General features: G+C 50.8%; 21 protein-coding genes and 2 pseudogenes. 16 read left to right on the forward strand and 7 right to left on the reverse strand.

What is annotated here, in order from left to right; genetic code table 11:
* The first annotated feature begins 104 nt into the window (after positions 1-104).
* From wecB to QQL62_RS11350, 7 genes are read left to right on the forward strand one after another with little or no spacing between them, the layout of a single operon-like run.
* Positions 105-1,196 carry a non-hydrolyzing UDP-N-acetylglucosamine 2-epimerase gene (wecB, locus tag QQL62_RS11320; RefSeq protein ID WP_284379165.1) on the forward strand — a complete coding sequence of 364 codons (1,092 nt, stop codon included), beginning with the start codon at positions 105-107 and terminating at the stop codon, positions 1,194-1,196.
* Entirely contained in the window at positions 1,196-2,212 is a 1,017-nt protein-coding gene (locus QQL62_RS11325; protein WP_284379167.1) for an NAD-dependent epimerase/dehydratase family protein, read from the forward strand. Before wecB ends, QQL62_RS11325 begins: the two co-directional genes overlap by 1 nt.
* Before the next feature lie 18 nt (positions 2,213-2,230).
* Positions 2,231-3,508: a Vi polysaccharide biosynthesis UDP-N-acetylglucosamine C-6 dehydrogenase TviB gene (gene tviB / locus QQL62_RS11330; protein WP_284379170.1), complete on the forward strand. Its 1,278-nt coding sequence runs from the start codon at positions 2,231-2,233 to the stop codon at positions 3,506-3,508.
* Positions 3,509-3,525: 17 nt separating this feature from the next.
* Complete coding sequence (locus QQL62_RS11335; RefSeq protein ID WP_284379172.1) at positions 3,526-4,476, forward strand: Gfo/Idh/MocA family protein; 951 nt, start codon at positions 3,526-3,528, stop codon at positions 4,474-4,476.
* A complete protein-coding gene (locus QQL62_RS11340; protein WP_284379176.1) occupies positions 4,473-5,054 on the forward strand; it encodes an acyltransferase in 582 nt (193 codons plus the stop codon). Before QQL62_RS11335 ends, QQL62_RS11340 begins: the two co-directional genes overlap by 4 nt.
* A complete protein-coding gene (locus QQL62_RS11345; RefSeq protein ID WP_284379178.1) occupies positions 5,055-6,143 on the forward strand; it encodes a DegT/DnrJ/EryC1/StrS family aminotransferase in 1,089 nt (362 codons plus the stop codon).
* Positions 6,144-6,147: 4 nt separating this feature from the next.
* Complete coding sequence (locus QQL62_RS11350; RefSeq protein WP_284379181.1) at positions 6,148-7,569, forward strand: phenylacetate--CoA ligase family protein; 1,422 nt, start codon at positions 6,148-6,150, stop codon at positions 7,567-7,569.
* Here the strand turns inward: QQL62_RS11350 and QQL62_RS11355 are convergent.
* A complete protein-coding gene (locus tag QQL62_RS11355; protein ID WP_284379185.1) occupies positions 7,566-8,837 on the reverse strand; it encodes a lipopolysaccharide biosynthesis protein in 1,272 nt (423 codons plus the stop codon). The two genes, QQL62_RS11350 and QQL62_RS11355, sit on opposite strands and share 4 nt — an antisense overlap.
* Before the next feature lie 224 nt (positions 8,838-9,061).
* Here QQL62_RS11355 and QQL62_RS11360 point away from each other — a divergent pair, with 224 nt between their 5' ends.
* Both QQL62_RS11360 and QQL62_RS11365 read left to right on the forward strand, forming a co-directional pair.
* The gene (locus QQL62_RS11360; protein ID WP_284379188.1) at positions 9,062-9,652 is read left to right on the forward strand and encodes a sugar transferase; all 591 of its coding nucleotides are present in this window, start codon (positions 9,062-9,064) and stop codon (positions 9,650-9,652) included.
* 16 nt (positions 9,653-9,668) lie between these two features.
* The gene (locus QQL62_RS11365; RefSeq protein ID WP_284379191.1) at positions 9,669-10,874 is read left to right on the forward strand and encodes a DegT/DnrJ/EryC1/StrS family aminotransferase; all 1,206 of its coding nucleotides are present in this window, start codon (positions 9,669-9,671) and stop codon (positions 10,872-10,874) included.
* On the opposite strand, the gene QQL62_RS11370 is transcribed toward QQL62_RS11365, so the two are convergent.
* From QQL62_RS11370 to QQL62_RS11380, 3 genes are all read right to left on the reverse strand, one after another.
* On the reverse strand, positions 10,871-12,067 hold the full coding sequence (locus QQL62_RS11370) for an O-antigen ligase family protein (protein ID WP_284379194.1): 1,197 nt from the start codon (positions 12,065-12,067) through the stop codon (positions 10,871-10,873). The two genes, QQL62_RS11365 and QQL62_RS11370, sit on opposite strands and share 4 nt — an antisense overlap.
* Before the next feature lie 74 nt (positions 12,068-12,141).
* Entirely contained in the window at positions 12,142-13,302 is a 1,161-nt protein-coding gene (locus QQL62_RS11375; protein WP_284379197.1) for a glycosyltransferase family 4 protein, read from the reverse strand.
* Between the two features lie 132 nt (positions 13,303-13,434).
* Positions 13,435-14,187, reverse strand: a complete 753-nt coding sequence (locus tag QQL62_RS11380; protein WP_284379200.1) for a metallophosphoesterase — start codon at positions 14,185-14,187, stop codon at positions 13,435-13,437.
* Between the two features lie 337 nt (positions 14,188-14,524).
* On the opposite strand from QQL62_RS11380, the gene QQL62_RS11385 reads away from it, so the two are divergent.
* The 5 genes from QQL62_RS11385 to QQL62_RS11405 are packed head-to-tail and all read left to right on the forward strand — an operon-like array spanning position 14,525 to position 18,183.
* Complete coding sequence (locus QQL62_RS11385) at positions 14,525-15,538, forward strand: 3-oxoacyl-ACP synthase III family protein (protein ID WP_284379203.1); 1,014 nt, start codon at positions 14,525-14,527, stop codon at positions 15,536-15,538.
* 10 nt (positions 15,539-15,548) lie between these two features.
* Positions 15,549-15,764: a phosphopantetheine-binding protein gene (locus tag QQL62_RS11390; protein ID WP_284379205.1), complete on the forward strand. Its 216-nt coding sequence runs from the start codon at positions 15,549-15,551 to the stop codon at positions 15,762-15,764.
* 12 nt (positions 15,765-15,776) lie between these two features.
* A complete protein-coding gene (locus QQL62_RS11395) occupies positions 15,777-16,781 on the forward strand; it encodes a 3-oxoacyl-ACP synthase III family protein (protein ID WP_284379208.1) in 1,005 nt (334 codons plus the stop codon).
* A gap of 20 nt (positions 16,782-16,801) precedes the next feature.
* Complete coding sequence (locus tag QQL62_RS11400) at positions 16,802-17,548, forward strand: SDR family NAD(P)-dependent oxidoreductase (protein WP_284379211.1); 747 nt, start codon at positions 16,802-16,804, stop codon at positions 17,546-17,548.
* The gene (locus tag QQL62_RS11405; RefSeq protein ID WP_284379252.1) at positions 17,545-18,183 is read left to right on the forward strand and encodes a NeuD/PglB/VioB family sugar acetyltransferase; all 639 of its coding nucleotides are present in this window, start codon (positions 17,545-17,547) and stop codon (positions 18,181-18,183) included. Before QQL62_RS11400 ends, QQL62_RS11405 begins: the two co-directional genes overlap by 4 nt.
* A gap of 61 nt (positions 18,184-18,244) precedes the next feature.
* Here QQL62_RS11405 and QQL62_RS11410 read toward each other — a convergent pair whose 3' ends face one another.
* Positions 18,245-19,579, reverse strand: a complete 1,335-nt coding sequence (locus QQL62_RS11410; protein WP_284379255.1) for an oligosaccharide flippase family protein — start codon at positions 19,577-19,579, stop codon at positions 18,245-18,247.
* Positions 19,576-20,880 (reverse strand): glycosyltransferase, encoded by a 1,305-nt coding sequence (locus QQL62_RS11415; RefSeq protein WP_348520667.1) that lies wholly within the window; start codon positions 20,878-20,880, stop codon positions 19,576-19,578. The genes QQL62_RS11410 and QQL62_RS11415 overlap by 4 nt, the downstream gene beginning before the upstream one ends.
* Before the next feature lie 36 nt (positions 20,881-20,916).
* Between QQL62_RS11415 and QQL62_RS11420 the strand changes: the two are divergent.
* Together QQL62_RS11420 and QQL62_RS11425 are read left to right on the forward strand one after the other, a co-directional pair.
* Positions 20,917-21,127, forward strand: a pseudogene (locus tag QQL62_RS11420) (transposase); the annotation flags it as partial.
* Positions 21,128-21,397: 270 nt separating this feature from the next.
* On the forward strand, positions 21,398-21,766 hold the full coding sequence (locus tag QQL62_RS11425; RefSeq protein ID WP_284379259.1) for a hypothetical protein: 369 nt from the start codon (positions 21,398-21,400) through the stop codon (positions 21,764-21,766).
* A 136-nt stretch (positions 21,767-21,902) separates the two neighbouring features.
* Here QQL62_RS11425 and QQL62_RS11430 read toward each other — a convergent pair.
* Positions 21,903-22,808: pseudogene (locus QQL62_RS11430) on the reverse strand (IS3 family transposase); the annotation flags it as partial.
* Between the last annotated feature and the right edge of the window lie 1,221 nt (positions 22,809-24,029).

Here is a 24,029-nt window from a genome sequence, read left to right on the forward strand (position 1 = left end):
CCAGCCAGAAATGCATCAGACCGCCTATATAGAAATTTGCCAACCCACTACTAGACATTCTGGCAAGGGTTGTTAAGTCTCTGCCTAGAACACAGGGGCATTTTATGAAAAAAATCATCACAATTCTTGGCGCACGTCCCCAATTTATCAAGGCCAGCACCATTTCACATGAAATCGCCCGTACCGATGGTATCAGCGAAACATTGCTGCACACAGGGCAACATTTCGATGAAAACATGTCGGATGTGTTTTTTGACGAGTTGAACATCCCCAAACCCGCCTATAACCTAGGGGTATCAGGCGGGCGCCACGGCCAGATGACCGGCCGTCAGCTGGAAAAAATCGAAACCGTCCTACTCGACGAAAAACCAGATGCTGTTTTGGTGTATGGTGATACAAATTCCACTATGGCCGGCGCATTGGCCGCCGCGCAAAATCAGATCCCGATCGCCCATGTCGAGGCAGGCCTACGCTCATTCAATCGCGCCATGCCCGAGGAAATCAACCGCGTGATGACAGACCACCTGTCCAACTGGCTGTTCGCACCAACGCAATTGGCGGTGGATAATCTAAAAACCGAGGGCATTGCAGGCGCGCGCGTGACCAACTGCGGTGATGTCATGTATGACGCCGCTTTACACTACGCCGATATCGCCCGGGAAAAATCCGCCATCCTTACAGACCTTGACCTCACCGAGGGTCATTTCCGGCTGGCGACCCTGCATCGCCCTGCCAATACCGACAGTGTTGAAAACCTGCGCGCTATTTTCACAGCCTTTCAGGAATTGGCCCGTGAAATGCCACTGGTTCTGCCCCTGCACCCCCGCACCCGAAATGCGCTAAACGTGGCGGGGCTGTTTGATCAGCTCACGGCCGGTTTAACCCTGACCGATCCCTTGGGTTTTCTAGATATCATCCGCCTGATGCAATCCGCGAAATTGGTGCTAACCGATAGCGGCGGTGTGCAAAAAGAGGCCTATTTCCACGCGACCCCCGTATCGATTCTGCGCGACGAAACCGAATGGGTAGAATTGCTGGATATGGGCTGGGCCGAATTGGTAGATGTGCGCGACCCTGCCAATATCACCAGCAGCGCCGCGCGCCTTGAGAATCAGACTGGCGATAGCCTGCAAAAACCCTATGGTGATGGCAGCGCCACGCGCCAAATCGTACAAACTCTTCTATCGGAATTATAATGTCAAAACGCGTCTTTATCACTGGAACCGCTGGTTTTATCGGCTTTCATCTGGCCAAACTGTTGCTGGCCGAGGGTTTCACCGTTCTTGGCTATGATGGTATGAGCGACTACTACGACGTAAACCTTAAAAAGCGGCGTACCCAGCTGCTGCTCCAAAACGAACGCTTCAGCTTCGTTGAAGGCCAGCTAGAGGATAACGACTTTCTGCGCGCCACCATCGATCCCTTTGAACCCGACGCAATCGTGCATCTGGCCGCACAGGCTGGCGTGCGCTACAGCCTAGAAAACCCCCGCGCCTATATCGAAAGCAATGTTATAGGCACCTTCAATATCATGGAGGCCGCGCGCGAGCTGGCGCCTGAGCATTTGCTGATGGCCTCGACCTCTTCGGTTTATGGCGCAAACGATGTGATGCCGTTTAACGAGCGTGAAAAAACCGAAACCCCCATGACCATCTATGCCGCCACCAAGAAGGCCGGTGAGAACATGGGCCATTCCTATGCGCACCTGTGGGATATCCCCACCACCATGTTCCGCTTCTTTACGGTTTACGGCCCTTGGGGGCGCCCCGATATGGCGCTGTTTAAATTCACCAAAGGCATCTTGGAAGATACGCCAATTGATATCTACAACAACGGCGATATGTACCGCGATTTCACCTATGTAGAAGATTTGGTAAAAGGCATCCGCCTGTTGATCGATACACCGCCCAAACGCCCCGAAACACCCGCCGATATCCCCGAGGGCGACAGCCTGTCCCCCGTGGCCCCCTTTCGCGTGGTCAACATCGGCAATTCAGACAAGGTGCGCCTGCTCGATTACATCGACGCCATCGAAACAGAGCTGGGCAAACCCGCCATCCGCAATTACATGGGCATGCAAACAGGCGATGTACCCGCCACATGGGCCAATGCGGATCTGTTGAAAAATTTAACTGGTTATCAGCCCAGCACCGATATCAAGGTCGGCGTTGCAAAATTTGTGGCATGGTACCGCGATTATTATCAAGTTTAGGTCTTTGGGATCACAAAAATGCATCAATTATCTGATTTAAAAATAGCAGTTATCGGTCTGGGCTATGTGGGCCTGCCCTTGGCGGTGGAATTCGGCAAATCACGCCCAACACTCGGGTTTGATATCAACCAGCCCCGCGTGGATGCCCTGCAAAACGGCCAGGATTCCACTCTAGAGGTCAGCAGTGATGAGCTGGCCGAGGCAAAACAGTTACGCTTTAGCACCCAAACCGCCGATTTGGCAGAATGCACCTGCTATATCGTAACCGTCCCCACACCCATTGATGAACACAACCGCCCCGATCTAACCCCCCTGATAAAGGCCTCTGAGACAATCGGTTCTGTGCTGAAACAGGGCGATATTGTAATTTATGAGAGCACAGTTTTCCCCGGTGCCACCGAAGAAAACTGTGTACCCGTGCTGGAACGCACCTCGGGCCTGACATTCAACCGCGATTTTTACGCAGGCTACAGCCCAGAGCGCATTAACCCAGGCGACAAACAGCACCGCCTGCCCACAATCCAGAAGGTCACCTCTGGCTCTACCCCCGCGGTGGCTGATCTGGTCGATGCGCTCTACCGCGAAATCATCACCGCAGGCACATATCAGGCCAGCTCTATCCGCGTGGCCGAGGCCGCCAAGGTGATTGAAAACACCCAGCGCGATGTGAATATCGCCCTGATTAACGAGCTGGCATTGATTTTCAACCGCATGGGCATCGATACCGAAGAGGTGCTAAAGGCCGCGGGTACCAAGTGGAATTTCCTACCCTTCCGCCCTGGCTTGGTCGGTGGGCACTGTATCGGCGTAGACCCCTACTACCTGACCCACAAGGCGCAGGAAATTGGCTATCACCCAGAAATTATCCTCGCTGGACGACGCCTGAATGATGGCATGGGCGCCTATGTGGCCAGCCAGCTGGTCAAACAGCTGTTGAAAGCACGCATTCAGGTTGACGGCGCAAAGGTGCTGATCATGGGGCTGGCCTTCAAGGAGAATTGCCCGGACCTGCGCAATACCCGCATTGTGGATGTCATCGCAGAACTGCACGAATACGGGGTAGAGGTCGATGTCTATGATCCATGGATTGATTGCGATGAGGCCCGCGCCGAATACGGCATCAGCTGTATCGAGACGCCCGAGCCCGCCAGCTATGATGCCATGGTGCTGGCCGTAGCCCATAATGAATTCCGCGACATGGGTGCCAAGGGCATCCGCACCCTAGGCAAAGAAACCTCGGTTTTATATGATTTGAAATATGTATTATCCGCAGATGATGCGGACCTGCGCCTGTAAAAGAATTGGAAAAGAACATGACAAACTTCGCCCTGATCGGTGCCGCTGGATATATCGCACCCCGTCACATGCAGGCCATCAAAGAAACCGAAGGCACCCTGTCTGCTGCCTTTGACCCCAACGATTCCGTAGGTATCATCGACAGCTATTTTCCAGATGCGCATTTTTTCACCGAATTCGAACGCTTTGACCGCCACATAGACAAGCTACAGCGCACCGGCACCGCGCCAATCGACTATATGGCGATCTGTTCGCCCAATTACCTGCATGATTCCCATTCTCGATTTGCCCTGCGTGCAGGCGCCGATGCTATCTGCGAAAAACCTCTGGTACTGAACCCATGGAACATCGATGGTTTGATTGAAATGGAACAGGCCACAGGGCGCAACATCCACACCATCCTACAATTGCGCGTGCATCCCGCCATCATCGCCCTGCGCGATAAAATCGCCGCCGCCCCAAGGGACAAAAAATTCGAGGTCGACCTGTCCTACGTAACCTCGCGGGGCAATTGGTACCTGCAAAGCTGGAAGGGCGATGTGAATAAATCAGGCGGTATTGCCACCAATATCGGCGTGCATTTCTTTGATATGCTGTATTTCCTCTTTGGCAATCTACAAGATAACGTCACCCATATGAACGAGCCAACCAAGGCGGCTGGCTTTCTAGAATATGAAAACGCCCGCGTCCGTTGGGTGCTGTCGCTAGACGAAACAGATGTGCCCGCCAAACTGCGCGATCAGGGCCAACGCACCTATCGCTCGATCACTGTAAATGGCGAAGAGATCGAATTCTCTGGCGGATTCACCGATCTGCACACCCGCAGCTACCAAGAAATTTTGGCAGGGCGCGGCTTCGGCCTAGAGGAAAACCGCACTGCTATTCAGGCGGTTTCCACCATTCGTGATGCCACCCCCACAGGGCTGGTCGGCGATTATCACCCAATGCTAAAAGATATCGTGAAATGAGCACCACCATCCACCCCAGCGCCATCGTAGACGAAGGTGCCCAAATCGGCGCCGGCAGCCGTGTCTGGCATTTCGTGCATATCTGCTCTGGTGCAAAAATCGGCACCAATGTCTCCTTGGGCCAAGGTGTCTTTGTAGGCAACCGCGTTGAAATAGGCGATGGCTGCAAGGTACAAAACAATGTCTCCGTCTATGATAACGTCACCCTAGAGGATGGCGTTTTCTGCGGGCCATCAATGGTGTTTACCAATGTCTATAATCCACGCGCACTGGTGCCACGGCGCGATGAATACCGCGATACATTGGTGCGCCGCGGCGCCAGCCTAGGCGCCAATTGCACCGTTGTCTGCGGTACCACCATCGGCCAGCACGCCTTTATTGGTGCGGGCGCGGTTGTTACCCAAGATGTGCCCGATTTTGCGCTAATGGTTGGCGTCCCTGCCCGCCAGATCGGCTGGATGAGTGCCTACGGCGAGCAAATAGACCTACCGCTAACGGGATTTGGGGCAACCACCTGCCCGCACACAGGTGCGAAATACACGCTAAACAACGGCGCGCTGAGCATGGAAGAGGCCTAAATGAACTTCATCGATCTGGCCGCCCAACAAGACCGCCTGCGCGAAAAAATCGATGCAGGTATCGCCGCCGTGCTGGCCCATGGCCAATATATCAACGGCCCAGAGGTGCAGGAACTCGAAGAGCGGCTGGCCGATTTCACCGGTGCCAGCCATTGCATCAGCTGTGCCAATGGCACCGATGCGTTGCAGGTTGCGCTGATGGCTGTGGGTGTGGGGTATGGGGACCATGTGATCACCCCCGCGTTTAGCTATATCGCCACCGCTGAAACCGTAGCGGTGCTGGGGGCAAAACCCATCTATGTGGATATTGACCCCATCACATTCGCCATAGATCCTGCCCTGATCGAGGCAGCAATCACCCCCAAAACCAAGGCGATTATCCCCGTATCCCTCTATGGTCAGTGCCCCAATATGGATGCAATCAACGAAATTGCCGCGCGCCACAATATCCCCGTGATCGAAGACGCGGCCCAGAGCTTTGGTGCCACACATAAATCCAAACGCTCCGCCAACTTAACCACCATCGGCTGCACCAGCTTTTTCCCCTCGAAACCGCTGGGGTGCTACGGCGATGGTGGGGCGATTTTCACATCCGACCCAGATTTGGCCGTGGTATTACGCCAAATCGCGCGCCATGGCCAAGATCGCCGCTATCACCACATTCGCGTTGGCGTGAACAGCCGCCTAGATACGCTACAGGCCGCAATTCTACTGCCGAAATTGGAAATATTAGACGACGAGCTAAAGGCCCGCCAAAAAGCGGCCGATTACTACACTGCGGGCTTTGCCGGCCACAATGGCATCACCACGCCCGATATTGCCCCCGAAAACACCAGCGCATGGGCCCAATATACCCTGCGCGTGAACAACCGGGATCAGGTGCAGGATGCGCTGAAATCCGCTGGCATCCCCACCGCCATCCACTATCCATTGCCGCTGAACCAACAACCCGCAGTGGCCGATGATACCGCCACCCTGCCCCACGGCAATCTGGCGGCTACTCAGGTGATCAGCCTGCCCATGCACCCCTATATTTCCACATCAGATCAGGATCGTGTGATCGAGACCCTGATCCAAGCGGCGCACTAACACCATGGGATTGCAGAAACACGCCGAGCAGATCTATCCCCGATTACCAATCTGGGCGCAAAACGCGCTGATATCCGTGCAAGGGACAATTTTTCGCAAGCAGCGCTACGGCGCTGGGTTTAAAACAGAACTGGCACAGTTAATCGCACAGGCAAGCCGCCCGCGCGCAGAGCTAGAACAGCTGCAACTGGATAAATTGCGCGCCTTCCTTATCCATGCACAGGATACCTGCCCCCATTACACGGCCGCCTTTAAACAGGCGGGCTTCGACCCCCACAGCCTAAACAGCCTATCTGATCTGCAACACTGTCCGATCCTAGAAAAGGACACCCTGCGCCGCGAAACTGATCGCATCGCCAGCACCAAATATGACCCCAAGTCGCTGAACAAGAGCTTTACCTCTGGCACCACCGGCACGCCGATTTCGGTGGCATTTACGCCCGCAGACACCCGCACCCGTTTCGCCACATTACAGCGTATGTTCGCACAGTTTGACATACCCCTCTTGCCAAAATCCGTGCGATTTTCTGGGCGCACCCTGTTTCCAAATGCCCAACAGACCAAGGTGTTCTGGCGGATGAACTGGCCGATGCGCCAGATGCTGATGTCATCGTATAATCTGAAATCAGAAAACCTGCTGACCTATGTAGACCGCCTAATCACCTACGAGCCAGAACTGATCGATGGCTACCCCAGCGCAATTTACATCTTGGCGCGTTTCATCAACGCCCATGGTCTGGCGGGCAAGATCACCCCGCGCCTGATCATGACCACTGCCGAAACATTAGAACCCTTTCAACGCGAAGAGATCGCCGCCGCCTTTGGCGATTGCCCGATCCTCAATCAATATGCCTCCTCCGAGGGCGCGCCCTTCATCACCCAAGACATCAACGGCGATCTGGTGATCAACACCGATAGCGGCGTATTTGAATTCGTACGCGCAGGCACCGATATCCCAGCACAGGCCGGCGAAACCGCAGAAATGCTGGTAACCAGCTTTACCACCCATGCCTATCCATTGATCCGCTATCGTATCGGCGATAGTGTCACCCTGCCCGACCCTGCCCGCCATGCGAAATCATGGGATATGCCGGTGGTTCAATCGATCACAGGGCGCCAAGAAGATATCCTACACACCACAGAACGGGGCTATGTAGGCCGTCTTGATCCGGTATTCAAAAAAACGCCGTCAACAATTGTTGAATGCCAAATTGAGCAAACCGCCCCCATGGCCATTACCCTGCGCGTGGTACCCGATACGCGCGCAGGTTTCAAAGACACAGACCTAGATGGCGTGCGATCCGAGCTTCTGGCCCGCCTCGGGGCGGTAGAGATCACCACCGAGCACCACCAATCCCTGCCCCGCGGAACCAACGGAAAATTGCGCGCCGTAATCGGAATGAAGGACAACAGCCCGCATTCCTAAACCACTGGTTTATCGGCTTGTTCTTCCAGTTGTAGAAAATAATAAAACCTACCAGCCATAATCAGATTCCATAAAATCACATACCCCAGTTCCACAAGTACCAAGGCCACTATACCGTATCTTGGCACCAGCATATAAAATGCCAGAATCTTAATAATAACCGCAGACCCAAAAACTATGGCAGCTGCCCTCTGGCGACCAATCATGGAGATGCCAATCCCTACCGGCGCCCCGATACACAGAACAACACCCGACAAAAGCATAATAAAAAAAACCGACGGTATAATCGCACCTTTGGCATTTGTCGCGCTTTCAGCCAGCGGATAAGCAAGATACAAAACACCTGCCCCACAAACCCCAATTGCAAACAAAAACCAACGTGCAATTCGCACAATTTCTCGCAGACCTACAAAGTCTTTCTGTAGATATTTATTCGCCATCTGCGGAGCGATAACACGATTAACCGCCATTTGCGGAACCATCAACAAACCCGCCAACATCGACATAAATGCAAATTGGCCTAGATCGAATGCTGGTAAAAATAGACCAGAAATAAACAGTGTGGATCGCTCGCCCAGTAAATATGCCACCGACAACAGAAAGAAACCTGCAGTTTCCTGCGACCAATATCGGTACCCAACCCCTGCGCCATGCCCAACCCGTCTAATATTTTGACGAAACTTCTGCCAGACGGCCACTGACAGGATACTTGCTGTTACCAAAATAGCCGCAAAATACAAAATTTGTACGTTCAGACGTCCCCCCATAACGAGACCAATCAACAGAAAGCCAAGCAATAACATGCGCACCGAAATATTATCCAATACCAAGGCCAGCACCAAATCGCCACTGGCGCGAATGTAACTTGCTCCTAAGACCACCACACTGAATCCAGCACAGCTCAGGTAAAATATTATATTAGAGGCCGAGGGAAGTGGACTGAAAAGCCAATAGAGCATAGATACTAAGCAGAGCCCAACCAGCAAAACCGATATCACAAAGAATAAAAACTTACGCTGTTCACCCGCATTGCCCTCTGCTCTCAATTTTGGAACTTCTTTTAGAATCAGCAATGCCATGCCAAAATTTGCCCCCCCAGAAACCAGTAGAATATTATTGCGCCAGAGCGTGAATTCCCCAAGCGTCTCTATCCCAAGGCTGCGTGTGATTACGATTTGTAAAAACAAATTCAACATAACCCCTGTCGCAATCAAACCACCACTGGTTGCAAATTGATGTATTAAATGCGCCGAGCCTTTTTGAATCATTGGGACCAAATTCCTAAATCACAACCTCACCTTTAAAGTGTATGGAATTTAAAGTTTCGCGCAATAGAGATTGCCCTCTATACCTAGTGCTCCATATGCCCTGTAGAAAATCCAAGTAATTACGCGAGATCTACAGTGCCAATCTCTAATAATTATCCGGTTTCCATACCATCTCCAAGCGTCTAAACTCTGGCAATAACAGCATAATCTGTTTGGATAAATCTATGAAACGCCTCTTCGATATTTTCGGCTCTGGCATTGGCCTGATCTTGCTTAGCCCCGTTTTTCTTCTTTTGTATTTCAAAATAAAATCAGATATGGGCGCACCCGTTTTCTTTCGCCAAACCCGCCCCGGTCGGGACGGAAAACCGTTTGAAATGATCAAGTTCCGCTCGATGAAGGATGCCAATGCCCCCGACGGTACCCCCCTGCCCGATGCGGATCGCATTACCCCGCTGGGGGCCAAGCTGCGCAGCAGCTCATTGGATGAATTGCCAGAATTGTACAATGTCTTGCGCGGCGATATGAGCCTCGTTGGCCCGCGCCCTCTCTTGGTCGAATACCTACCGCTTTACTCGCCAGAACAAGCACGCCGCCATGATCTTCGCCCCGGCATCACAGGCTGGGCCCAGATAAACGGGCGCAATGCTTTATCATGGGATGAAAAATTCGCGCTAGATGTCTGGTATGTGGAAAACCGCACGCTTTGGCTGGATATTAAAATCCTTGCGCTAACCGTAAAGAAAGTCATTAAGCGTGATGGCATTTCTGCCGCGGGCGAGGCCACCATGTCCAAATTCACCGGCACATCGTAAACAGATCGGATAACCCATGCTCAACGGCCCCTTCTCCCCTTGGCCCAGTTTCACTGATGAAGAAGCAAATGCAGTTTCTCAAATCCTGCTGTCCAACAAGGTCAACTATTGGACAGGCACACAGGGGCGCGAATTCGAAAAAGAATTCGCAGAATTCGCAGGTGCAAACCACGCGATCGCTGTGGCCAATGGCACGTTGGCTCTTGATCTGGCGCTACAGGGGCTGGGCATAGGCGCACGCAATGGCGGACAGGCCAGCGACGAGGTTATCGTCACCCCGCGCAGTTTCATGGCCTCGGTTTCGGCTGTGGTCAGCGCCGGCGCTATTCCTGTTTTTGCAGACATCGATGCAGATAGCCAAAACATCACCCCTCATACCGTCGCCCCCCATATCACCACAAGCACCCGCGCTATTCTCTGCGTACATCTGGGCGGCTGGCCCTGTGATATGCTGGGTTTCAAACAATTGGTCACAGGGCGCGATATTAAATTGATCGAAGATTGCGCACAGGCCCATGGCGCCAAGATAGGCGACACCCCGGTCGGGGCCTTGGGGGATGTGGGCGCTTGGTCATTCTGTCAGGATAAAATAATCACCACCGGTGGCGAAGGCGGCATGGTCACCTGCAATGATCCCGCCCTGTGGAAGCGCATGTGGGCGCACAAAGATCACGGCAAAAGCTGGGATGCAGTCTATGAAAAACAACACCCCCCCGGATATCGGTGGGTCATCGAGGATTTCGGCACCAATTGGCGCCTAGCAGAAATGCAATCTGCCATCGGGCGCATCCAATTACGCCGCTTGGCTGAGTGGCAAGACGCGCGCCAGAAAAACGCGAAACGCCTAGAGAGCACCTTGGCCGAATTTGCCCATGCCACAGGCCCAGTGCGCATTACCCCCACCCCCAGTGGCATAACCCATGCCTTTTATCGATTCTGTGCCTTCGTGCGCCCAGAAAACCTAGGCAAAGACTGGACACGCGACCGCATCGTTGATGCAATCAGCACCGCCGGCGTGCCCTGTTTCCAAGGTACATGTTCCGAACTATACCGCGAGGCCGCCTTTGATAGCACAGGTTGGCGCCCTACACAGCCCCTAGAAACCACAAAAAAACTGGGCGATACATGCCTGACGTTTTTGGTGCATCCAACCCTGACACAGGCCGAGATGGATAAGAGCTGTCGTGTAATTCAAACCATCTTGGCACAAGCCACAGGCTAGGCGGGGGCTGAAATAACAGGCCTCGGTTCCTGCTCCATCTCATAATACTGCGCCGCCACCACCTCGGCCGCGCGGCGCCGTTTTATAGCATAAATTGCCGTTAGCATCGCCACCATAAACCAAAAACTACGCTTGCGCAGATGGTAGGTATACCCCCACGAAATGAACATGCCCATACACATGGGCAACATGTAGAAAATGAACTTGGCATAGGGATCATCGGCGCGATTACGCCCCCCATTTAGTAACATAATAAAACAGCGTAACACGAACATCAGATAGGCCACGGCCCCCAAAATACCCGAGGTAGCCAATATGCCCAAATAGGTCGAATGAATCTCGTACTTGGCCGTATAGACACCCGCGACATTGCCTGCGCCAACACCAACAAATGGATTTTCATCCAAAGCCTTTAGTGTGCCTTCAACGTTCTCGGCAAAAAATCCAGAAGCGAAGTCATCTACGGTATCAGAGTTAACCTTGGTTTCAAACCGCCATGCCAAGCCGGGCACCAATTCTATTGCAATCTGCACCAAAATACTGCCAACAAAAATTGTTAAAGCAGTTATCACAAGAATCCTAACCCCAATACGTTTTTCGGTTTTGGACTTAGAAAGCAGCAGAAAAACCATCACGAAGAAAACCCCAGAAATCAAACCAATCAGCGCCGCACGCTTAACCGTTAGGATAAGGGCTAGAACCAGTAAGCCAATACAGATATTATAAATCCAGTTTTTCGGGACCAACCCCGACATCGAAAGTGCCAAACAAATTGCGGCATGGGTGCCCAGAAAAGTGCCTGCCTGCCCGGTATTGCGAAACGTCCCTTTAAGCCCACCCCAAGCAACATTTAAAACCATATAATCTAGTAGGAAATACGCCGACAAAACGCCTAGCAATAAAGCGTAGCCCTTCAGAAAAATCTTTAGGTCTTGTTCTGTCAAATTATAGATCAAATTGGCAATAGCTATGGAAACGCAAGCACTGAACAATAAAATTACAGTTTCTGTAAAAGCCTTATCTGGTTTATCCGCAAATATAGCAGACAGCAAAAACAACCCAAGCAAAGGGAGAAACATCCAATACACGCCATGCACTTTTAATCGTTTACCACTGAAGCCCAAGATCAGCACCAAGCCAATTAGAACCAATGCAAAGACATCCGCAGCAATCAAACGATCTGTAACGCTCAACTCTCCCGCCTTAGCACCAGTTATCCGTGAACTTAAGAACACATAAAGCAACAACGCCCCTAAAATTATATATCTCATTGCTCGCCTTCGCCCGACGCGGTTAAATCCTGATCAACGCCCAACGCACGCCGCATCTGTTCATTTACCACCCTAACATCAAATGTGGATTCCACAAATGCGCGCCCCGCATCCCCCATTTTCGCCACATCATGATCGCCGCGCAAAAACTCGCGCATCCCATCGCACAGGCTCTGCCAATCGCGCGGCGCTACCAGAATGCCGTTTTCCCCCACATTCACAGTCGAGCGGCACCCCTCGGTATCCGTGGTGATCACCGCGCGCCCTGTGGCCATGGCCTCTAGCACCGTGCGTGGCAATCCCTCGCTATAGGATGGCAAAACAAACACATCACACTCTGCCATCTCTTTAGCAATCTGATCGCTTGGGCCTTTGAACTCTAAATGCTCTTTCACAAAATCGAAATCTGCACCCTGATACCCAATGGGCGATTGATCATGGACGCCCACCAGCACAAACCGTGCCTTGGGGTATTCGGCCCGTAGGGCCTGTGCCGCGCGCGCATATTCTGTAATGCCCTTGTATTTCACCAAACGGGCCACCAGCAAAAATACAAACTCATCGCTGGGAACATCGCGCACCGGAACTTTTGGAAAATTGGTGATATTCACACCCGATCCGCCAACCACGACCGTATTCGCCCCGCGCTTGCACAGCCCCCCATCAACAAACAGGGCCTCATTATCGCTGTTATGGAAAATCGTGACATGGCTCATGCGTGTTGCCACCCAAAACATGCCCTTGGTAATGGCCGTGATAAGGCGCGCAATCCGGCTGCCATCGGGTGAAAACGCATAGCCTAGCCCTGTCACCATCATCGCGCGATGCTTTACACCTGCGGCAAAGGCGGCATAGGCGGTATAAAGCGTGGGCTTATGCGTATAGCCCAAGGTCACATCGGGGCGATGCTTGCGGATCAAGCGCCAAATCCCAACAAGAGTGCGTAAATCCTTAACGGGGTTTAACCCCTGAGGGTTCATATAAACTGGCTCGCATTGGATCCCGCGCGCCTCGCACCATTGGCGAGTTTTATCATCAAATTCTGGCGCGACAGCCACGATATCGATGCCGCGCGCGCGAATGCTCGCTAGCAGATCCCCGCGAAATGTAATCAAGGAGGGCGCAAAAGAACAACAAATCAAGAATTTTTTGGGCACCTAGATGCTCCTATAAATTACGCCAGTAGCGCATGGAAAAGACATATACCTCAGAAATAAAATCACGGCTTAGAATGTCAAGGGATCGACACACCCCCTTAGCGTGCGTCCCCACACAAATCAACGCACATCTTAGGCGGTGATAAATTCCACCTGATCAGCGTAGAAATGCGCGCCCGTCAGATTGCCCGTGGCATAGCCACCCGTATCGATCGATATGCACCCCTGCTCAATCTTCGCCTGTGGCACAATTACGTGGCCATGCACCACAAATTGTCCATCTTGGCGGGGCTTTTTGATAAACTGGGGGTGCCCCCATAACAGAGCGCTTTCTTTTTGCGTCTCCATCGGGTGATTGGGGCTGGCCGCCGCATGCACCACATGCAGATTCCCAAACGACAGCTGATGGGGCAATGCGCGCAACCATGCCTCCATTCCGTTGGGCATTTTATCGCGTAGCCCCTGCACAGCCTCGATCAATTCCAACCCGCTGGCGCGCTCTGAAACCCCGCGCAACCCGAAACTGTTCAGCGTCTGCAATCCGCCATAGCGTAACCATCGCGGGCCCTTTTCGCTGGGGTCATCCAAAAAATCCAGCATCATGCGTTCGTGGTTGCCCATCAAACATTGCGCACCCTCATCACACAGCTGTGCCACACGGTGCAAAACCTCGGCCGATTGTTCGCCGCGATCGATCAAATCACCCACAAAAACCAAATGGGTGCCCGCCGGCTGTTTCGACAGCAATCGCTCTAACAGATCCAGACGCCCATGCAGATCCCCCACCACGAACAAGGGGCGGCTAACCGATAATGCCCCCGCAAAATCCGGCCAGTTTTCTTCTGCGGTTTTCTTGCCAAATAATTTACTTAATATGCCCATCATGCACCCAGTGTTTTACCAAATATATAGGCCCAAGCACCAAATTATAAAAGAGCCACCCCGATATACCACAGAGCATCGTAAATACGCCATCCTTGGCGCCTTTGTACACGAGGTTCTTCAATCAAAATCTACTTGGGCATTTAGGCGGATGCACCGCCCAGTCTGACCCCACCACAGGTACTGATCCCAAAATACTGGCACAATTGGTATGCCGATATGTGCCCAGCCCGCCCTCCCCTTGCAGCGCAACGCTGCGTTGGTGCTTGAAGCCCCGCCCCAAGCAATCTATCTATTCAGTGTTGCACCCCTCCAAATTTGATAGCTCAAGGGCGAATTCATGATTAATGCACGAATTGAACACATCGAGACCCATTTCCCAGATCACGTGCTTAGCAATGCAGACCTCTGCGTAACCTTTCCCTCTTGGACACCAGAAAAGATACTAGCCAAAACCGGCATCTCAGAGCGCAGAATATCAGCGCCAAATGAGACATCCGTGGATTTAGGCGTGAAAGCGGCGCAAAAACTGCTGATGAAATATCCCGAATTAATGGATGAAATCGACTACCTTATCTTCTGCTCGCAGACCGCTGATCACTTTTTACCAACCAGCGCCTGTATTATTCAGGATCGGCTAGGCCTACCAAAACACATCGGGGCTTTTGATATTAACCAAGGGTGCTCTGGCTATGTTTATAGCTTAGCCGTGGCCAAGGGCATGATCGTCGGCGGTATCGCGCGCAAAATCCTGCTGATCACCGCCGATACCTATACGAAACTGATCAACGAAAACGATACCAGCGTGCGCACCTTGTTTGGCGATGGGGCGGCGGCCTCGGTCATTACCGCCTCGGAAGGGCCACAGGGTATCAAGGATTTTGTCTTTGGCACAAATGGCGCTGGCGCCAACCAGCTGATCGTACCAGCGGGGGGATTTCGTCAACGCCCTACCAAGGATAGCGCTCACGAGGTCAGGGACGAATTCGGCAATACCCGCAGCGCAGACCAGCTGTTTATGGATGGATCAAAGATCATGATGTTCGGCCTAGGCGAGGTGCCAAAGGCCATCAAGGCCCTGCTAACCAAGGCAGAATTAGACCTAGAACAAATCGACCATTTCATCTTCCATCAGGCCAGTTTATTAATGCTGGAAAAATTGATTAAGAAGTTAAAAATCGACCCAAACAAGGCGCCACTGTCGCTAGAATATACTGGTAATACAGTATCATCAACGATACCTATCCTATTGAAAAGCTGTATCGATGATCATAGATTCGAAACAGGCGATAAGCTGTTGCTCGCAGGGTTTGGCGTAGGTCTTTCTTGGGCTGCCTGCATTGTGGAAATATAAAGGAATACACATGTCTGAATTTTTCGAAGAATTGTCTGAAATCCTAGAGCTGGAAGACGAAATTGTGACGCCAGAATTTGCCTTTGGTGACAAAATGGATTCACTAGCCGTTGTTTCAACAATCGTCTTGGTCGATGAACAATTCAACGTGCTTCTTGATGGCAATGAACTGGTTGCCTGTAAGACGGTTCAGGACGTACTCGACCTCATCAAATCCAAAGGTTAGTTGAGGCATAAAATGAGCTCTCAAATCGTCGGTATCATCTCTTGCTTGCCAAAACGTCGTATTCAAAACGATTTCTTTGAAGCCAATATCGACAGCAAAACTGTACACGACATTGCGAAAATGGCTGGCGTAGAAACCCGCTATTGGGCATCGGAATCCGAGACAACGGCTGATTTATGCATTCATGCCGCCCAGCAATTGGGCGACAAAGTGACCGGCGGTATCAGCGACTGCGATGCCGTTATCTTCGTAACACAGACCCCTGATTATGTTCTTCCAGGGTCTTCCTTCGTTGCCCATAGACAGCTGGGCCTGCCCTCAGATTGTACATGTTTGGATATAAATGCAGGTTGCTCGGGCTATGTGCTAGGATTGTCGCTGGCGCATGATTTAATTTCTGGGGGGCGCTACAAAAAGGTGCTGTTGCTTGCCGGTGATACCATATCAAAAACCCTGTCTGTTGAGGATCGCTCTACCGCAATGATTTTCGGCGATGCAGGGACCGCAACCCTAATCACCGCATCAGAAACTACACAAAAACCCAAATTCATCATTGGCAGTGACAGCAGTGGTATAGACAGCCTTAAAATAGAAAACGGACAGTTTCGCTCGGCCGTAAAAACCAACGACAAGGACGACTACCTGTATATGGACGGGGCTTCGGTTTTCAACTTTACCCTAAAATCGATCCCCAAGCTGATCAAAGACTTGGCCAAGCTGGACAACAAAGAACCAACTGACTTCGCTTATGTGCTGATGCACCAAGCAAACGCATTTATGCTAAAACATATTGCGAAGAAGGCAAAATTAAACCCTGATCAAGTCCCGATAAATATCCAAGATTTTGGCAACACCAGTAGCGCCACCCTACCTTTGCTTTTGTGCAGTGATGTCCGCGAACAAATCCAAGGCCCCAACCAACCCTATGCCCTACTGGGATTTGGCGTAGGCTTCTCTTGGGCCGCAGTCTCTATGGAAATTGGGAATGTTCAATGCGCCGAAACGGTCTTTTTATGACCCTGTTTCATGACCGGATAATGGCTGACAAAACATTCATCGTCACAGGTGCCTCATCGGGCCTGGGACGTGCCGTGGCACAGCAACTTGCACGCCATGGTGCGCGCGTGTTGGCACTAGGGCGTAGCCTAGATCGGCTTAGCGAAACAATGGCGTCACTTCATGGATCAGGGCATGAAATATTCGCTGGCGATCTCTCTTCTGCAGATGCAGCATATGATAGCATAAAATCAGCGCGCGCATTGGTGGATACCGGCATCAATGGCGTTTTCCACAGCGCAGGCATTTCCATGATACGTATGGCCAGAATAACCAAGGGCCCTCACATCGATGATATCATGGGGGCAAGTTTACTTGGCGCTATGGGTCTTGCACGTGCGGCCGCATCCAAGGGGTTTTTTAGCCCCAGTGGGGGATCGCTTCTCTTCATGTCCTCGGTAGCGGGTCATCGTGGACAGGCCGGCATGTCCGCATATGGGGCATCACGTGCGGCCATATCAGGCTTGGTTAAAAATCTTGCCTGCGAATTGGCCCCTCAGTCCATCCGCGTGAATTCTATTGTCGCTGGGGCCGTTAAAACCGAGATGCACGAAAATGCGACCCGCAGAATGGACCAAGCCACCCTGAATGATTACGAAAACAGGCATCCGTTGGGCTTTGGCACACCTGACGATATCGCTAATTCGGCGTTGTTTCTCCTGTCAGATGCATCGCGTTGGGTTACTGGCACCAGCATGCTTGTCGATGGCGGATATATGGCAAAATGATGCACGAAAAAACACTGGTGATTGTTGGCGCAGGCGGCTTTGGCCGCGAGGTCTTTCACTGGGCCGAAGATCAGATCATTGCAGGCCAAGCAGACTACACCAAACTTGCCTTTGTTGATGACAACGCAACAGAATTAAAACCATTGGTCGCAGATCATTTTAGAGGCACGATCCAAGACTTCTCGCCACGCGCAGAGGACAGAGTAGTCATCGCAATAGGCAAGCCAACAACACGGCGCAAAATCGCCAATTTACTCGGCGATAGAGGCGCTCAATTTGGGGCTGTCATTCATCCCTCCGCAATTGTTGCCAGAAGCTCGACCCATGGTGAAGGGCTGATTATATGCCCAAACTCCACCATATCCGTTGATTGCACAGTTGGACGCCACCTCCATATTAACCACTGTTCTACCATCGGGCATGACACTGTGATCGGCGATTTTGTCACCCTAAGCAGCCATGTGGACGTTATGGGAAACTGCCGACTAGAAGACGAGATATTCCTTGGAAGCGGGGCAAGGGTTCTCCCCGGTTGTAGTATCGCAGTCGCCTCTTCAATAGGTGCAGGCGCAACCGTACAAAGATCAATCAAAAAGACCTCTGTACTCTACCAAGTCGCCACAAAACGTATGTGATCAGTTGCGAGTATTTTAATGTAGCTTTACCTCAGTGGCCCGCATAACTGAATGCGCCAACTTAATTTGCTCTAGGCCTCACCCTCGATACAAGCGCACGAATACTAGATAAATCCTGTCGTCGCAAAACAATCGGTGCCCACCATACTACATCCGATAATTTGTTCAAAAGCCCCAAACGAATAACAAAAACCAATACATAGGTCATTGATGTGGCAATAGCTGCACCATAAATTCCATACATCGGGATGAAGAGCAAATTGGCAATTGCATTCACCCCAAAGGCCACCAAGGCCAACACCAAGTTGACCCCCACCATCCCGCGCGCAGCCCAATCATTGGCTAGCGTACGAGCACAAGAAAACACCACAACACCTGGTAGCAACAGATATAAAACAACCACCCCATCCGCAAACTCCTCGCCGAACAAGACGCTAATAATAGGCGATGCAACTAAGGCCAATCCGGCCGCACTAACACCTGTTAGCCACAAAACCATCCGCGCCAATAGCGCCGTCAACGCGCCCTTATCCTCATCGTCATTTTTCATCGCCGATAACCGCGGAAATAGTACCGTTGATACCGCTTGGGAAATCATCCATAGCTGCTCAACCAGTCGGACCGCAACCATATAGATACCCGCCCCCTCTGGCCCTACGAATAGGTTCACCAGAAACAAATCCAACCGATAATTCAAAAACGATATAATATTCCCAAGGTGCGCCTTTAAACCATAAGTAAACGCCTTACGAAGATAGGTAATTTTACCCGACGCCCGAGTCCCAAGTTCGGTCCATTTTGTTAATAATTTCAGCGAAAAAATCAGCGCCAAGAGATAAGATACAACTACAGCAATGAAAACGTTCTCTAATGTAACCCCCCCCCATAACCACAGCCCAATAATCGCGCAGAAGGTGCAAATTGGCTGTATCAAAACCGTCGCGTTAAATGATCTGAAATCCCCTGCCGCCAAGAAAAACCCAGTGACTACACCCAGCAATAAATTCACCGGAAACGTCAGCAGTGCCATCAGTAAAACAAGCCGCGGCACCCCAGGGAAGGCAACCTCGCCAAACCAATGAATGAACAGCCCCCCACAAAGTGTACCTACAAAAATAATACCACCCGCTACGTCACGTGTGGCGGCCCATGCATGTGGCAAAGTCACCTCTCCAGAGGCTATGTAGAATGTATTTGCACTACTCAACCCGAAATTAAATGCCAATGCCATCAATGATGGTAATAACAACGCAACAGAGTAAACCCCTAATCCCTCGGCCCCCAGAAACTGAGCCAGCACCAATATCGTGCCCAATTGGATCAAGCCCGACAAGAACCGTCGTGCAAAAGTAAGCGCAATATCAAAAAGGTTCTGCTTTAGCGAAACTTTTTTCATTGGTCAGCCCCATGGTTTTTAGAAACCTTCTGATATATATCTCGCCATTTTTGAACCAATGCAGCTGCGCCAAACCTCTCGTTGCACTCTTGGCGCAACACAATAGGGTCAAAATTAGCACGTTGTTGATAGGCCTGTTTAAGTGCTGCCGAATATGCATCTATATCGCCCACAGGAACCAAATACCCATTGCCCGCATTGACAATATCCGATGGCCCACCACAATCAGTTGCCACCACAGGACGCCCAGATGCCAGAGCCTCAACCAACACCACGCCAAAAGTTTCTGTGGTGCTGGAAAGAGCAAACAAATCAGCCTGCATCATCTGTTCACTTATCTCTTTGCGCGTCAAGCGACCCAAAAACTTTACCTGCCCTTGGATCCCTTTTGATATCACAAACGCCTCTAAACAGGCCCTCTGATTGCCCTCACCGCCAATGACAAGTTCCACCTTAGGGTCACCACCAAAGCCACGCTCAAACGCTTGCAACAATAACATAACATTCTTGTTCTGATCCAAAGAACTGGCATGGAAAATTCTATACTTCCCAATTCCAATCGGCTGCATTTCTGTTTCCAGAAACGAGTGGTCTACTTGATTGTGCATTACAGACCAGTATCCTTGTTTTTGGGATAAACGATGCTCTAAATCCGTTGCAAATCTTGAACCAACCGCAAAGCGCGCGGATGCAAACTCCGAAAGAATACCGGCCCCACGCAGCCCAAGCGCAGAAACTTTACCCCGCGCATATGCAGAGCTATGCTCGCTGACAACCATAGGAATATTATATTTCTTTGCCAGACGCATGCCCGCAAAACCAGCCGGCAACATTGCATGCACATGGATCACATCAGGCAGGCCATGCTCATGAACATAAGATGCAAAATGTTTCTCGACCCTGTTCGCAAATCGCATCCCCAATACAGGCCAGAACCGCGGCAACCAATTCACTAAACTGTCGCGAAACGTCTCCACCCCTTGGTCATTTTCCACGCTGACGCGGCCCAAAGCAAATGCCCCTTTGGATCGCAATGATAACAAGCGCGGCGCAATTACCCCAACCCTGCACCCCGATTGATGCAACGCAATCGCTTGCTCGCGAAAAAAGCTCCCCGCGATATCATCTGGCGACGATGGGTACCAAGACGGAAGAAATAGAATATGCATTAAGGCCAAACGGATATTTCGGAAGTTTTCTAACTGCTCATAGCAGCATATCTCAGATAATAGACATTGAACTCTGAAATGAAAAGCATCTATAAAATTGACCTTTGACCTGCCATTAGTAACTTCTACCATTTAGAACTCGAGTCTGGCCAACAAAAGGACAGGCGAGTGAAACGATCACGATATTCAGAAGAACAGATTATTGACATTTTGAATGAACATGACGCAGGTGCCAAATGCGCAGACCTGTGCCGCAAGCACGACATGTCAGATGGTACATTTTATGCTTGGAAGTCAAAATATAGCGGCATGACAGTGCCTGATGCGAAGAGGCTTAGAAGATGAGAATGCCAAGCCGAAGAAACGCCTTGCCGAACAGGCCCAACAGGTGATTGTGTGGGATCTGTTCGGGGTGAACATGACATTTTTGCTAATGTGAAATGACGTATTTTGCGGGTGAAAAATAAAAGGAGGGGGGAGCCTCCTTCGCTCCACTGACCTCATAGTCGGATCTTGCGGAACTTTTTGCCTAGTCACTAATTTACCGTTGATTACGCATTTTTACAACAGATAGAGACAATGCGTGCAAGCCTATTGCGCGAGACGCGTGAGGAGGTAAAGTCAAGAAAATATTAACCGGAGTTTTATTATGTCCCGTTCATTTATTTCTGCATCCATCTTGGTACTTGCACTCTCTACGCCTGCCCTAGCTGACCCCGCTGTGGGCTTTGGCCTGAACTTCACCTTTGGAGAAGGCAAGGTAAACACTGGCGTTGGTGTGCGCGTATTTTCTAATAACGAAGAAGACAACGCCGCCGCATCCGTGGGACTTGACTACATGTTTGGCACACAAAACTGGCGCGGCAGCCTCGGTGCAGCCTACATGATGGACAAAACCTATATCGAGCTGAATGGCGGTTATGACTTCGACAACGGCGGTTTTGACTTTGGCCTTGGCGGCGGTTGGGCTAATACGATGTCGGTGATATCTAACAACGGACCAATCGACATCATCTAACGACGGACCAGACGGCTACCTCGGCGGAGACATCAACACGGGTGGTGTAAATGACGAGGTTTAGTCTCTAATCCTCCCCAGCTTTTGGACGTGGTATTGAAAGAGCCCCAAGATGGGGGCGTTAGCCTCCATTCTTCGCCTGATCTCGCGGTTGGACCGCGCGGGTCGGATGCGAAAAGTCAAGAATTACGCCGCGCTGATACGCCCACAAATCCATATCGCGTGAGACAAATTCGCTGCCATTGTCCACGCGTATTGTTTTGGGGTATCCGACTTGACGACAGACACTATCCAAAGTTGCTACAACATCTTCACCTCTATAGCTAAAGCGTGGATCAACTACTGGGCTGACACGCGAGTAAGTATCAACGACCGTTAGGATGCGCAGTTTACGCCCCGTGGCTAGTTGATCATGAACAAAATCCATTGCCCACACATCATTGGACATTACGGCTTCTGTACGGTCTTCCCTTAGTTTTGCTTTGACACGTCATTTTGGCGACTTATTTCGCAATTGTAAGCCCATTTCCTTGTATATCCTGTACACTTTCTTCAGATTCACCTCCCAACCTTCACGTTGAAGCACGTAGTGCACACGCCTGTAACCATAACGTACACGCGTTTCACATATCTCTTTAATGCGGGATTTTAGGGCGGCCGGATCATCTCTACGGGATTTGTAACGATAGCTTGAACGGTCAAAACGTAGCGCGGCGAACGGAAACCTGCCAGTCGCTCAAAACCCCATCGATGAGTTCTCTTTTCCGATCCGCCCTCAGAGCTTTCGTTTCACAACGTCCTGCAACATCTCACGATCTAACATCAAGTCCGCAACGATCTTCTTCAGGCGTGTGTTTTCTGTTTCAAGCTCACGCAGACGCTTCATCTCAGAAGGCATCAGACCTGCATACTTTTTCTTCCAATTGAAATAGGTCGCTTGACTGATCCCAGCCTTCCGACAGATTTCAGCAACAGGTGTACCATCTTCACCTTCCTTAACAACGAACGCCTTCTGTGCATCCGTGAATTTACTTGCTTTCATCGCTTTCACTCCTTTTCCAGCCAAAGAAATTATAACGAAAAACTCCAATTATAAGTGGGGGAGAAAACGGGTATCAGAGCAGTTAACCAAATTGAACCAGCATGGCCTATACCAATTTCGAGTAGCTCAAATGATTTTTCGCGAATGTCCACGTTGGGTCCTAATTACACCTATTCCAGAAGTTATCTTTCACAACGCAGTTTGGTAACCTGTCCAAAAAAGGAAGGTTCCATGAAATTGCTTGCGAGGATCACAATCCCGGAATGTGGCGTTCAACTCGATTGTATGATCAAACATGTTAACGATGATATCTACAGGATATGTGAACATCCAACTTTTGCTGAAGATCAGGTGTTGTATGCTGATTGCGTTAGGATGTTAAAGTTGGGCGATCAAAACTATGACTTTCAATAAGTTACATCAAAGAGCACCCTGAAAATTGTCCAGTACTATATCAATAATGAAATCTCTTTTAATATCGCAGGACTTCTGAACATAATCGTGCACTCAAATGGATATTGGCAAAGAGATTTTGGAGACTTGCTTTCTGTATATTATGACGCTGAAGTATTCGATACTATACCGGAGCTGGAGGCACTTTTCAAACTAGCTGCGTCGGAGACAACTTAACGGATATTTACCGTTCACGAATGTCAGCTTTGTCCGCAAAGCCGCCATTGCAGATGGTTTGAAAAATGACTGTTGATGCCAATATTTGAAATAGGGTGATGGTTTAATATGCAATACGCAGGGGCTACGGCACAATCACCCCAAGCTTTGCGCTTACTTCAACTTCACAACCAACGCAGTTGTATTCTATGCTGGATTCCATGGCCGGAACTCGCCCATCACCAGATACACTCCCCAAATTCGAGGGGAGCTGGGAATGGTAATCCCTCTTACCAAGGACAATCAACAACAGGGTTGGAACCGCCCAGAATACTCGGTGCAAGGTAATCGAAAGAGGTGGAACCTCAGCGAGCGCAACTTCTTCAAAGAAAAACGTCCCACACATACACTGCCGCAAGCAAAAGAAGCATTATTGTCGAACGCAAATCTAAGGTTAGAGGAGGAGATTCGGTCATATCGGATAGCCTCGAAAATTCCATTAGTTGTCTTTTGATACCTGATTTCGCCGGAACTAAACAATCCGGTTCATGCGGAAAACGCGCCTGAACGATTCTTGCGCCCCCTCCCCTCATTCCCCCGAACCGCCGCTTT

Source organism: Amylibacter marinus (genome assembly GCF_030160015.1).
In the GTDB taxonomy this organism is placed as follows: Bacteria; Pseudomonadota; Alphaproteobacteria; order Rhodobacterales; family Rhodobacteraceae; genus Amylibacter; species Amylibacter marinus.

Coding starts and splice junctions, on each gene's coding strand:
- tviB (WP_284379170.1), top strand. CDS start 2,231: ATGCATCAATTATCTGATTTAAAAATAGCAGTTATCGGTCTGGGCTAT.
- QQL62_RS11350 (WP_284379181.1), top strand. CDS start 6,148: ATGGGATTGCAGAAACACGCCGAGCAGATCTATCCCCGATTACCAATC.
- wecB (WP_284379165.1), top strand. CDS start 105: ATGAAAAAAATCATCACAATTCTTGGCGCACGTCCCCAATTTATCAAG.
- QQL62_RS11400 (WP_284379211.1), top strand. CDS start 16,802: ATGGCTGACAAAACATTCATCGTCACAGGTGCCTCATCGGGCCTGGGA.
- QQL62_RS11385 (WP_284379203.1), top strand. CDS start 14,525: ATGATTAATGCACGAATTGAACACATCGAGACCCATTTCCCAGATCAC.
- QQL62_RS11395 (WP_284379208.1), top strand. CDS start 15,777: ATGAGCTCTCAAATCGTCGGTATCATCTCTTGCTTGCCAAAACGTCGT.
- QQL62_RS11340 (WP_284379176.1), top strand. CDS start 4,473: ATGAGCACCACCATCCACCCCAGCGCCATCGTAGACGAAGGTGCCCAA.
- QQL62_RS11380 (WP_284379200.1), bottom strand. CDS start 14,187: ATGATGGGCATATTAAGTAAATTATTTGGCAAGAAAACCGCAGAAGAA.
- QQL62_RS11410 (WP_284379255.1), bottom strand. CDS start 19,579: ATGAAAAAAGTTTCGCTAAAGCAGAACCTTTTTGATATTGCGCTTACT.
- QQL62_RS11390 (WP_284379205.1), top strand. CDS start 15,549: ATGTCTGAATTTTTCGAAGAATTGTCTGAAATCCTAGAGCTGGAAGAC.
- QQL62_RS11335 (WP_284379172.1), top strand. CDS start 3,526: ATGACAAACTTCGCCCTGATCGGTGCCGCTGGATATATCGCACCCCGT.
- QQL62_RS11405 (WP_284379252.1), top strand. CDS start 17,545: ATGATGCACGAAAAAACACTGGTGATTGTTGGCGCAGGCGGCTTTGGC.
- QQL62_RS11365 (WP_284379191.1), top strand. CDS start 9,669: ATGCTCAACGGCCCCTTCTCCCCTTGGCCCAGTTTCACTGATGAAGAA.
- QQL62_RS11360 (WP_284379188.1), top strand. CDS start 9,062: ATGAAACGCCTCTTCGATATTTTCGGCTCTGGCATTGGCCTGATCTTG.
- QQL62_RS11325 (WP_284379167.1), top strand. CDS start 1,196: ATGTCAAAACGCGTCTTTATCACTGGAACCGCTGGTTTTATCGGCTTT.
- QQL62_RS11355 (WP_284379185.1), bottom strand. CDS start 8,837: ATGATTCAAAAAGGCTCGGCGCATTTAATACATCAATTTGCAACCAGT.
- QQL62_RS11345 (WP_284379178.1), top strand. CDS start 5,055: ATGAACTTCATCGATCTGGCCGCCCAACAAGACCGCCTGCGCGAAAAA.
- QQL62_RS11425 (WP_284379259.1), top strand. CDS start 21,398: ATGTCCCGTTCATTTATTTCTGCATCCATCTTGGTACTTGCACTCTCT.
- QQL62_RS11415 (WP_348520667.1), bottom strand. CDS start 20,880: ATGGTAGAAGTTACTAATGGCAGGTCAAAGGTCAATTTTATAGATGCT.